The organism is Kitasatospora indigofera (assembly GCF_014655955.1).
Classification (GTDB): domain Bacteria; phylum Actinomycetota; class Actinomycetes; order Streptomycetales; family Streptomycetaceae; genus Kitasatospora; species Kitasatospora indigofera.
Window position 1 is genome coordinate 26406 of the sequence record NZ_BNBO01000039.1, and the last position, 11115, is coordinate 37520.

7 protein-coding genes are annotated in these 11115 nt (G+C 77.8%); 1 reads left to right on the top strand and 6 read right to left on the bottom strand.

The genetic code is table 11. The annotated features are described in order from the left end of the window. Nucleotides 1-46: 46 nt before the first annotated feature. Complete coding sequence (locus tag IE329_RS27220; protein WP_229927793.1) at nucleotides 47-2449, top strand: MinD/ParA family ATP-binding protein; 2403 nt, start codon at nucleotides 47-49, stop codon at nucleotides 2447-2449. A 90-nt stretch (nucleotides 2450-2539) separates the two neighbouring features. Here IE329_RS27220 and IE329_RS27225 read toward each other — a convergent pair whose 3' ends face one another. The 6 genes from IE329_RS27225 to IE329_RS27250 all read right to left on the bottom strand — a co-directional run bounded on the left by IE329_RS27225 (nucleotide 2540) and on the right by IE329_RS27250 (nucleotide 11086). Further along, nucleotides 2540-3529 carry a bifunctional riboflavin kinase/FAD synthetase gene (locus tag IE329_RS27225; protein WP_190213637.1) on the bottom strand — a complete coding sequence of 330 codons (990 nt, stop codon included), beginning with the start codon at nucleotides 3527-3529 and terminating at the stop codon, nucleotides 2540-2542. 65 nt (nucleotides 3530-3594) lie between these two features. After that, on the bottom strand, nucleotides 3595-7719 hold the full coding sequence (locus tag IE329_RS27230; RefSeq protein WP_190213638.1) for a serine protease: 4125 nt from the start codon (nucleotides 7717-7719) through the stop codon (nucleotides 3595-3597). 310 nt (nucleotides 7720-8029) lie between these two features. Further along, a complete protein-coding gene (gene truB / locus IE329_RS27235) occupies nucleotides 8030-8959 on the bottom strand; it encodes a tRNA pseudouridine(55) synthase TruB (protein ID WP_190213639.1) in 930 nt (309 codons plus the stop codon). Between the two features lie 93 nt (nucleotides 8960-9052). Further along, nucleotides 9053-10189, bottom strand: a complete 1137-nt coding sequence (locus IE329_RS27240) for a DHH family phosphoesterase (protein WP_190213640.1) — start codon at nucleotides 10187-10189, stop codon at nucleotides 9053-9055. 2 nt (nucleotides 10190-10191) lie between these two features. Then, nucleotides 10192-10635, bottom strand: a complete 444-nt coding sequence (rbfA, locus tag IE329_RS27245) for a 30S ribosome-binding factor RbfA (RefSeq protein ID WP_073926555.1) — start codon at nucleotides 10633-10635, stop codon at nucleotides 10192-10194. A gap of 154 nt (nucleotides 10636-10789) precedes the next feature. Further along, the gene (locus IE329_RS27250) at nucleotides 10790-11086 is read right to left on the bottom strand and encodes a DUF503 domain-containing protein (protein WP_073926556.1); all 297 of its coding nucleotides are present in this window, start codon (nucleotides 11084-11086) and stop codon (nucleotides 10790-10792) included. Between the last annotated feature and the right edge of the window lie 29 nt (nucleotides 11087-11115).

Sequence of the window (11115 nt, forward strand, 5' to 3'; positions counted from 1 at the left end):
GCGCAACGGCACCGCGAACAGCGGCGGCGAACACGAGGGAGCCCAAGTGAGCAGCGATCGGGACGGCGTCTACGTCGGCGACAACGCGGCGGAGGACGACGACGACTGGTCCGACGCGCCCGACTACACTCCCCCGTCCTGGTACACCCAGAGCGAGCCGGCCGGGCCGGCGGCCGCCGGGGCGCCCGAGGTGCCGCCGGCGCCCGGGCCGCCGGCCGTCCCCGCCCAGGGGGCTCCGGTCCAGGCCGCGCCGGTCGCCCCGGTGCCGCCCGAGGCCGCCGCCCCCGCTCCGGTACCGGCCCCGGTGGCTCCCGGGCCCGCTCCGGCCGCCCCCGTCGCACCGGTCGTGGAGGCGGCCCCGGCCCCCGGCCCCGCGCCGGTGCCCGAGCCCGTCGTGTCCGCACCCGTACCGGCCCCCGCTCCCGTGCCGCAGGCCGCCGAGCCGGTCGCCGTGGTGCCGCCCGCGCCCGCCCCGGTGGAGGCCGCCGTCCAGGCCGCGCCGCCGGTGCAGCCCGTGCAGCCGGCCGTGCCGGTGCAGGAGCAGCAGGCCGGCGCGCCCGCTCCGGCCCCGGCGCCCGAGCAGCAGCCCCCGTGGGCCGTCGGCCCGGAGGCCCAGCAGTACCAGGCCGCACTCGCCCAGCAGCAGGCCCAGCAGCCGTACCCGCCGCAGCAGGCGCCGGCCCCGCAGCAGCAGCCCTACCCGCCGCAGCAGCCCCAGCAGCCCTACCCGCCGCAGGCGCAGCAGCACCAGCCGTACCCCCCGCAGGCGCAGCAGCAGGCCCCGCAGCAGCCGCAGTACCCCGGCCAGGACCAGCAGGCCGCCCAGCACGCCGCCCAGCAGGCGGCCCAGTGGGCCCAGCAGCAGCAGGCCCAGCAGCAGCCCCCGCAGCAGGGCGGCTACGGCTACCCGCCGCAGGCGCAGCAGCAGCCGTACCCCCCGCAGGCTCCGCAGCAGCCGCAGCAGCAGGCCACGCCGCAGCAGCCCGCGCCCGGTCCGCCGGTCGACCCGCGCCAGGGCGGCTGGCCGCAGCCGAACACCTACCAGCCGCCGCAGCAGCCCCAGCAGCCCCAGCAGGGCGGCCAGCCCGGCTGGCCGCAGCAGGGCGGCGTCCCGCAGGCCCCGGCCGCGTTCCAGCAGGGCGGTGCCCCGCAGCAGACCGCGCACGGCGCGCCGCTCGGCTACACCGCCGCCGTCGAGCTGTCCTCGGACCGCCTGCTGCGCAGCCAGCCGAAGCAGCAGCGCCAGCAGTCGCGCTTCCAGTTCGGCGGCAAGGCGGCGGCCGCCGACCGGGCCCGCAAGCTGGAGATCATCCGTACCCCGGTGATGAGCTGCTACCGGATCGCGGTGATCAGCCTCAAGGGCGGCGTCGGCAAGACCACGACCACCACCTCGCTCGGGGCCACCCTGGCCAGCGAGCGCCAGGACAAGGTGATCGCGATCGACGCCAACCCGGACGCCGGCACCCTCGGGCGCCGGGTCAAGCGGCAGACCGGCGCGACCATCCGCGACCTGGTGACGGCCATCCCGCACCTGCGCAGCTACATGGACATCCGCCAGTTCACCTCGCAGGACCTGCACTCGGGCCTGGAGATCCTGGCGAACGACGTCGACCCGGCCGTCTCCACCACGTTCAACGACTCGGACTACCGCCAGGTCATCGACGTGCTGGGCCGGCAGTACCCGATCATCCTGACCGACTCCGGCACCGGGCTGCTGTACAGCGCGATGCGCGGGGTGCTGGACCTCGCCGACCAGCTGATCATCGTCTCCACGCCCAGCGTGGACGGCGCGAGCAGCGCCTCCACCACCCTGGACTGGCTCTCCGCGCACGGGTACGCGGACCTGGTCCAGCGCTCCATCACGGTGGTGTCCGGGGTGCGCGAGACCAGCAAGATGATCAAGGTCGAGGACATCGTCGCGCACTTCCAGACCCGCTGCCGCGGCGTCGTGGTGGTGCCCTTCGACGAGAGCCTGGCCGCCGGCGCCGAGGTCAACCTCGACATGATGCGCCCCAAGGTCCGGGAGGCCTACTTCGAGCTGGCCACCCTGGTCGGCGAGGACATCATCCGGGCCCAGCAGGCCGCCGGACAGCAGGCGGGCGGCTGGCAGCAGGCCGCCGCGCAGCCGTACCAGGGCCAGCCGTACCCGCAGCAGCAGGCCCAGCCCGGCGAGTGGGGCCAGCCGCAGCAGTACCCGCCCGCCGGCGGGCCCGAGGGCGGCCAGGGCGGCTACCCGCAGCAGCAGCCCGGCCAGCCCGCGCCCGGCGCCCCCTGGGCCCCGCAGCCGGGCCAGGCCCCGCCGCCGCCCCCCGGGTACGGCTACCCGCCCCAGCAGGCCGCCCCCGGCGGGCAGCAGCTGCCGCAGGAGTGGGCCCAGCCGCAGCACCAGGCCCCGCAGGGCGGCTACGGCTACCCGCCCCAGGGCCAGCCGCCCCAGCAGCAGGGGTAGCGCCCCCGGCACCCGCCGTCCGCACGCGAAGACCCGCCGGCCCGAGGGCCGGCGGGTCTTCGCGTGCGCCGCCGCGCGGGCGGCGGGCCGTCAGCCGGCCGCCGGGCCCGCCCCGGTGAGGATCCGGGCCCGCTCGACGTCGTCGGCCATCCGCACCAGCAGCGCGTCGATCGAGTCGAACTTCTCCATGCCGCGCAGGTACGCCAGGAAGTCGACGGCGACGTGCATCCCGTACAGGTCCAGGCCGACCCGGTCGATGGCGTACGCCTCCACGGTGCGGGTGGTGCCGTCGAAGGTCGGGTTGGTGCCGACCGAGATGGCGGCCGGCATCCGCTCGCCCGTCCCGCCGCCGGGCACCAGGGAGCCCTCCGTCGGGGCGGTCAGCCAGCCGGCGTAGACGCCGTCGGCCGGGATCGCGCTGTGCGGGACGGTCTCCACGTTGGCGGTCGGGTAGCCCAGCTCGCGCCCGCGCTGCGCACCGCGCACCACCACGCCCTCCACCCGGTGCGGGCGCCCGAGCACCTCGGCGGCGCCCGCCAGGTCCCCCGAGGCGACCAGCCGCCGGGTGAGGGTGGAGGAGAACGGCTCCCCGCCGCCCGCCTGGCCGCACACCTGAAGGTCGACCACCTCGACGTCGAAGTCGGCGCCCCGGCCGAGCTTGGCGAGCAGTTCGACGTTGCCCGCGGCCTTGTGCCCGAACCGGAAGTTGGGCCCCTCGATGACCGTCCGCGCGTGCAGCGCGTCCACCAGCACCTGCTGGACGAAGGTCTCCGGGGACTCCTGCGACAGCTCGAAGGTGAACGGCAGCACCAGCACCGCGTCCACCCCCAGCTCGGCGATCAGCTCCGCGCGACGCGGCTGCGGGGCGAGCAGCGGCGGGTGGCTGCCGGGCCGGACGACCTCGCTGGGGTGCGGGTCGAAGGTCACCACGACCGCCTTGGCGCCCAGCTCACGGGCCCGCTCCACCGCCCGGTTGATGATCAGTTGATGCCCGCGGTGCACTCCGTCGAACGAGCCGATGGTGACGACGCTGCGTCCCCAGTCGCCGGGGATCTCCTCCAGGCCACGCCAGCGCTGCACCCTGACCGCTCCTTGTTCCGTACGCCGCGTACCTTCTGTACGCTCAAACGCTCACATCCGAACCCCTATAGCGTGCCATGCGCCCGCCCCTGCTCCGGCACCGGAAGGCCGGTTCGCCGCCGCGGCGGCCGCACGCCGGCCGCCCGCCCGCCCGGTCCGGCCTCCCGCTCGGCCTCGGCGGCGGCGTACTGGGGGTCGCGCCCGGCCGCCACCAGGGCCCGCATCCGGGCCAGCCCGGGCCCCTCCGGCAGCGGTGGTGCGTGCTCGTCCGGCCACCGGGCGAGCAGCAGGGCGAACGCCGCCGACCGCCCGGCGCAGCGCACCAGCACCTCGTCCGCCTCCAGCAGCGCGGCGCAGGCCCCGGCGACCACCTCGCGGGCCCAGCCCTCGTCGTGGCCGGCGCAGTGCTCGGCCAGCCGCTCCAGGGCCGCCGTCAGCACCACCGGATCGCTCTCCGCGGCCAGCAGGGCCGCCAGCAGCTCCGCCCGGGCCGGCCCGCCCGCGACGGCCAGCACCTCGGCGAACACCCGCCGCACGGCCGGCCGCGCCGTCAGCACGCCGTCCAGCAGGGCCCGAAGGTCCGCCGGCGCCCCCAGCGGGCCGGGGAGGCCGCGCAACCGGCCCTCCAGGTACTCGCCCGCGACCAGGGCGGCCCGCTCCGGACGCTCCCTCAGCAGCGCCCCGGCCAGTTCGGCGCCGCGCCGGAGCACCTCCGGCGCGGCCGCCCCCGCCAGCACCCGCAGCCCCTCGGCCGGCGCGGCGCCGGGCAGCGCCAGGCGCTCGGCGAGGGCGGCCAGCACCTCGTCCGGGTGGCTCTCCAGGGCCGGCGCCAGGACGTCCGCCGTGACGAAGGGATCGCCCGCGGCGTACGCGGCCAGGGCGCGTGGCAGGTACGCCGCGCGGGTCCCCGGGGCGCGGACCAGCAGCGCCAGCGCGGCCCCGTGCAGCCCCGGCTCGTCCTCCCGGGCCAGCAGCGCCAGCGCGCTGTGGCGCAGCAGCTCGGCGCCGGCCCCCCGGGCGTGCGGGGCGGCCCGCAGGGCGTGCACGGCGGCCGCCACGTGGCGTTCGGGGCGGGGGTCGTGGCTCCAGCGGTCGACGGCCCGGCAGAGGGCGGAGGGCTCGTCCGCGGCGAGCACCAGCAGCAGGGCGTCGGCGCGCGGGTGGGCGGCGTCGGCGAGACGGTCCGTCAGGTCGTCCAGGGCGAGGCTGCGATGGGCGTGCAGCAGGTCGTGGGCGAGGTCGGCGACGGTGCTCCCGGGCCGGGCCGGCAGGCCCCGGGGGTCGTCGAACCAGGCGCAGACCAGCGGGATCACCCCGGCCGGGTCGGCGCGCAGCCGCCGGGCGGCGGCGGCCAGGAAGGGCTGCCCGGGGCCGTCGGCGCGCACCAGGCGGCGCAGCAGGTCCAGTTCGGCGGCGGCGGGCAGTCCGAGGCCCAGCCAGAAGTCCGGCCCGAACCGGCCGTACCCGGCGGCCGCCGGGTCGGGTACGCCGGTGGCGCAGGCCCGTTCGGCGATCCGGTCGGCCAGCCCGGCCAGCAGGGCGCCGTGGGCGGCCGGCTCGGGACCGGCCAGACCCGCGGCCAGCAGCCGCCCGGCCCACCAGGAGGCCTCGCCGCCCGGCGGGGCGAGGTCCAGCGCCCGGCACAGCCGGTGGAGCCACGGGTCCAGCGCGGTCGGCCCCCGGTCCTCGCCGAGGGTGCGCAGGGCGGCCGCCACCGGCCCGGCCCGGTGCCGGGCGACGACCACCGGGCCGGGCCCCTCGGGCGGCACCTGCGGCGGCACGTCGGACGGCCCCTCGGGGAGCCGCTCGGGGAGCCGCTCGGCCGGTCCCTCGGCGCGTGCCTCGGCCGGTCCGGTCACGTCCGGCGGTCCGGCCGGCCCGGACCCGCCGGGCGGCGCCTCCCCCGGCCCGGGGCGGGCCGGCCGGTGCGCCCCGGCTCCGTGCGCCGCCCAGGGCGGGTGACCCACTCCCCGACGTTCGGCCAGGGGCTCCGTCCGGGGCTCCGTCCGGGGCTGCGCCGCGCCGTCCCGCACGGCCCCGGGGCCGCCCGCCCCGGACAGCTCCCGGCCGGGCCACGGCCCCTCCGGCCCGAGCCCCCCAGACCCCTCGGACAGCCCCGTCGGCACGCCCGACCGCTCCGGTGCACCAGGCCGTTCCCGTGCACCGGGCCGTTCCGGCGCACCAGTGCGTTCCGGGGCACCAGTCCGCTCCGAGCCCACCGGCGGCCCGGCCGGTTCCGCCAACAGCAGCCGCAGGGCCGCGTCCAGGTCCAGGTGCAGTCCCTGCAGCCAGTCCGAGAACTCCTCGTGGGCCGGCCGGTAGCCCTGGCCGGCCGGCACGAACAGCCGCTCGGCCAGCACCGCCGCGGCCCACCCGCCGGCCACCGGGAACAGCTCCTCGAAGGCCTCCCGGTCGAGCCCGCCGTGCCCCGGGCCGAGCATCCGCCGGGCGGCCTCGTGCACCCGCCCCGCCACCGCCGAGGCGAGCCGGCGCAGCCGCCCGGTGTCCTCGCCGGCGGGCGGCGGCCCGCCCCGGCGGTGCGCGCCCGGCCGGCGGGGCACCGAGGCGCCCGCGATCCGGCGGGCCACCGCCAGGCAGCGCAGGTCGAGATGGCCGGCGAAGAGGTCGCCGCGCGAGCCGGCCTCCCCCTGCACGCCGGCCGCCCGGAGCTCCCCGGCCAGCCGCAGGGCCAGCGGGTGCCGGGCGTCGGCACCGGGCCGCCCGGCGGGCAGGCCGTAGCGGCGCCGGGCCCGGCCGGCCGCCTCGGCCGGCAGCGGGCCGAGCCGGTGCACCCGGGGCGGGTCCGCCGGCTCGAAGGCCCGGCGGCCCGCCGCGGCCGCCGCCCCCGGGCCGGTCGCGCCCGGACCGTCCGCGTCCCGACCGTCCGGGAGCAGCCGGCGCCCGGCGCGGTCCGGTGCCGGGCCGGGGGCCAGTTGCTCCCAGGCGTCCTCGCCGCAGGCCGTGAGCAGCCGGGCCCCGCAGTCCTCCAGCCAGCCGGTGGCGGCCCGCAGCCAGGCCGCGTCGAGCGGCACGGGGGCCTCCTCCGGGCCGTCCAGCACCACCAGCAGCGGCCGGTGCGCCGCCGAGCAGAGCCGGGCCACCTCGCCGGGGTCGGGGCCGGGCCCGACGCCCGGCAGTTCGGCGGCCAGCAGCCGGGTGGCGTGCTCCAGGGCCCGGCCGAGCGGCTCGGCGAGGGTGCGGTCGGCGGCCCGCAGATCGGCGCCCCGCAGCCAGAGGGTGGGCAACGGCCGGAGGCCGCCGGCCCGCCGGACGGCCAGCGCGGCGAGTTCGGTGGTGCGTCCGCTGCCCGGCACGCCGACCAGGGCGGTGACGGTGGCCCGCGGTTCCTCGCCGACCAGTCCGTCCGGCCGGTCGACCCGGTCGGCGGCCAGGTCGGCGACGGCGCCCGGTCCGGCGCCGGCCGCGGCCAGCTGGACGGCGGCCAGCCGGAGCACCCCGCCCAGGTTGAGGGCCCGCCCGAAGCCGGGCACCCCGGCGGCGTTGCGGGCGAGCAGGGCGGCCAGCGCGGGGTCGGTCGCGTCCGGTACGACGGCGAGGGCCGTGCCGGGGTGCTCCTCGGGCGGGTAGGGGCCCCGCAGCGCGGGGGCGACGACGCCGAGGACGGCGCCGCTCTCCGCGTCCAGCACGGGAGCGCCGGCCGTCGGCGGGCCGTCCGGCTGCGGCAGGTCGAGCAGCAGGGCGCCGCCGATCAGCTGGAAGCCCCCGCTCCAGGCGTACATCGCGGCGGTGCTGCCGAGCACCCCGCCGGTGAGCGGGCCGGGCCGCTGCCGCCCGTCGGCCGGCGACAGCACCGTGACCGGCCGGCCGGGCGGCGGGGGCGCGGTGCCGGGCCCGCCGGGCAGGCCCGGCACCGCGCCCGGCCGGCCGGCCTCGGGGGCGGCGATCGGCAGCGCGGGGAGCGGCAGCCCGCCGACCGCGCCGGTGCTCAGCAGCGCGAGCCCGGAGCCGGGCAGCGGCAGGACGCTGTCCGCCCCGAGCACCCGGGTCTGGCCGCCGGGCAGGTGCAGGACCAACCGGTCGAGACCGGCCACCACCTCGTGCGCGGTGAGGACGGTGCCCTGCGGGTCGGCGACGAAGCCGAGGCCGCGCAGGCCGCCGTTCAGGTCGTGGATCCGCAGCAGGGCCCGCCCCGGTTCCGCGGCCGCTCCGCCGCCCCGGCCACCCGTCATTCGCGCCGCCCTTCCCGCTGGGCCGGGGCGGGCCCCGGAGAGGCCCGCCCGGCCGTCGTGCCCGGCCGCCCGGAGCCTGCCCGCCGCCGTACCCGCGCGACCCCGCACGCGCCGTTCACCACCCGGCTTCACCTCGCGCGCTCGCCCGTCCGGGTGAGTGCCCGGCGCCCGGCCGGGCGGCAGCGGCGCACCGGCCCCGAGAACACCGGAAGCCCGTACGCGGATGGGACACGCGTACGGGCTTCCCCGGGCTTCCCCGGGTGAACAGGTGAGCGGCCGGCCGGGGGCCGACGGGCCCGCCCGCCCCTCGTCAGCCGACGAAAACGGCGACCGGGCGGGCGTAGCCGCCCTTCTCCTCGACCAGCGCGAGGAAGCGCTCCTCCGGGCCGAAGACCGCGACCGGGCCCTCGACACCGAGCCCCGGCGCCTTCAGCTTCATGCCGTTGGCGAGCAGCTTGGCCTGGTCGGCGTCGATGTCCCAGCGCGGGAAGGCGGCCGCGGCGGCCTCGCCGATCGGCAGCACCGGCAGGCCGGTGGCGGCTTCGCCCTTGGCCGCGTCCTCCAGCTGCTCCAGCGTGCGGGCGGACTCCACCGAGTACGGGCCGACCCGGGTGCGGCGCAGCGCGGTCAGGTGCCCGCCGACGCCGAGGTCCGCGCCGAGGTCGCGGGCGAGGGCCCGGATGTAGGTGCCGGAGGAGCACTCCACGGTGACGTCGAGGTCGACCACCGGCGTCCCGTCCTCGGCCACCGCCTCGCGCAGCCCGTGCACGGTGAAGGAGTGGATGGTGGTGGCGCGGGCGGGGATCTCGAAGTCCTCGCCCTCGCGCACCCGGGTGTACGAGCGCTTGCCGTCGATCTTGATGGCACTGACCTTGGACGGCACCTGCATGATCTCGCCGGTCAGCTTGGCCACCCCGGCGTCCACCGCCTCCCGGGTCACCCCGGTCGCGGGGGTCGAGGAGGTGACCTCGCCCTCGCGGTCGTCGGTGACGGTGTTCTGGCCGAGCCGCACCGTCGCCTCGTAGGTCTTGGCGGTGAGCATCAGGTGCCCGAGCAGCCGGGTGGCCCGCTCGACGCCGATCACCAGCACGCCGGTGGCCATCGGGTCCAGCGTCCCGGCGTGCCCGACCTTGCGGGTGCCGGCCAGCCACCGCATCTTGGCCACCACCCCGTGCGAGGTGATGCCCTCCGGCTTGTCGACGATGACCAGGCCGTCGGGGCCGGTTCCCTTGCGCTTCATCGGTTCATTTCTCCAGCGGGCGTGCAACAGCGGACTTGCGACAACAGGTGTTCGGCGCCGGGCGTCCCGGCCGCGGGCGTACCGTCCGGCCGCTCACCCGCCGGCCGGGCGCAGCGCCGCCCGGAACCGGGCCACCACGCTCTCGACGTCCTCCCGGGTGGAGAAACCGGCCGCGTAGGTGTGCCCGCCGCCGCCCAGCTCGCCGCAGGCGCGGGCGACGTCCACCGCGCCCTTGGAGCGCGAGGAGCCGCGCAGGGTGCCGTCCGGGTCCTGCTTGAGGACGAGCGCGACCTCGGCCTCGGCCGGGCGGCGGAGGATGTCGATCAGTCCCTCGATCTCCTCGACGGTGACGCTGAACAGCGCCAGGTCCTCGTACGGGACCCAGGTCCACACCAGTCCGAGGCCGCCGGCCGCGTCCGGTTCGTAGACCGCGCGCTGCAGGGCGCCGGCGAGGACCTTGAGGTAGCCGAAGGAGGAGGTCTCCCAGAGCTGCCGGGAGATCAGGTCGTGCCGGATGCCGGTGGCCAGCAGCCGGCCCGCGAGTTCGTGGGTGGCGGGGGTGGTGGCGGCGTACTTGAAGGAGCCGGTGTCGGTGGCCACGCCCGTGTACAGGCAGGTCGCCAGGTCCTGGTCCAGCGGGACGCCCAGGCGCCGCAGCAGCTCGTCCACCAGGACGGCGGTGGCGGGCGCCGACGGGTCGATCAGCTGATGGGTGCCGAAGCCCGGGTTGGAGGCGTGGTGGTCGATGACGGCCAGCACCGGGGCGGCGAAGGCCTTGGCGTGCAGCAGGCCGAGCCGCCCCTCGGAGGCGACGTCGAAGCAGAGCACCAGGTCGGGGACGTCGGGGACGTCGGCGGCCGGGACGATCAGCTCCTGCCCGGGCAGGAAGGCCAGCGACTCGGGGACCACCTGCGGGTCGTCGCCGAAGGAGACCCGCACCTGGTGGCCGAGCGAGCGCAGCGCGAGGCCGGCCGCGAGGGCCGAGCCCAGCGCGTCGCCGTCGGGGCAGATGTGGCAGATCAGGTCGATGGAGCGGGCGCGGCCGATCTCGGCCACGACCTGCTGCCAGACCAGCTCGAAGCCCGGCACCTCGGCACGCGGGCCCGGAAGCACCGCGAGGGCACCCTCCACCGTGCTGGTGGAGGACGCCCCCGAGGTCCCCGCGGCTTCCGCCGCGCTCACTGCCGCTGTGCTCACCACGGAGCCGGCCACCGCCGGCTCGCCGGCCATGACTACTCGTCCTCGTCGTCACGCTCGGAGGCGGGGACCTTGTACGGGTCCGCCTCTCCGGCGTACGTCTTCCCGGTCGCCGTGGTGCGCACCTCGGCGTCGATCTGCCGGGCCCGGTCGAGCAGGTCGTCGATGTTGCGGGCGTTGTCCGGCAGGGCGTCCGCGACGAAGGTGAGCGACGGGGTGTGGCGCACCCCGGTCTCCTTGCCGACGGTGCTGCGGAGGATGCCCTTGGCACTCTCCAGCCCGGCGGCCGCGGCCTGGCGCTCGGTCTCGTCGCCGTAGACCGTGTAGAAGATGGTGGCCTCACGCAGGTCCCCGGTCACCCGGGTGTCGGTGATGGTCACGAAGCCCAGTCGCGGGTCCTTGACCCGCCGCTGCAGGGTCTCGGCGACCACCACCTGGATGCGGTCGGCGAGCTTGCGCGCCCTTGCCTTGTCGGTCACGTTGCCTCCTCGTGCAGTGGGCCCGGTACGCGGGGGTCGACAGCTCACCCTCAGGGGCCCACGCCCCAACGTACCGGCCCGCGCCCAGCCTTGTGGGCGCTCTCGGTCCTGATCTGTGTGAGAGTGGCGACTTCCGCCGGCCTCACTGCGGATCTCAGTCGTCGTCGTCACCGTGGTAGCGCCTCCTCGCGGAGAGCAGCTGCACCTCGGGACGGCCTGCGACCAACCGCTCGCAGCTGTCCAGGATCTCGGTGACGAACCCGGCTTCGCCGGACACCACCGCGACGCCGATCTCGGCCCTGCGGTGCAGATCCTGGTTCCCTACTTCCGCCGCGCACACGCTGTACTTGCGCTGCAGCTCGGCCACGATGGGCCGCACGACCGAGCGTTTCTCCTTCAGCGAGTGGACGTCGCCGAGCAGAAGGTCGAACGTGAGTGTTCCTACGAACATGTGTGACAGGTCAAGCCGACCTGGAGGCC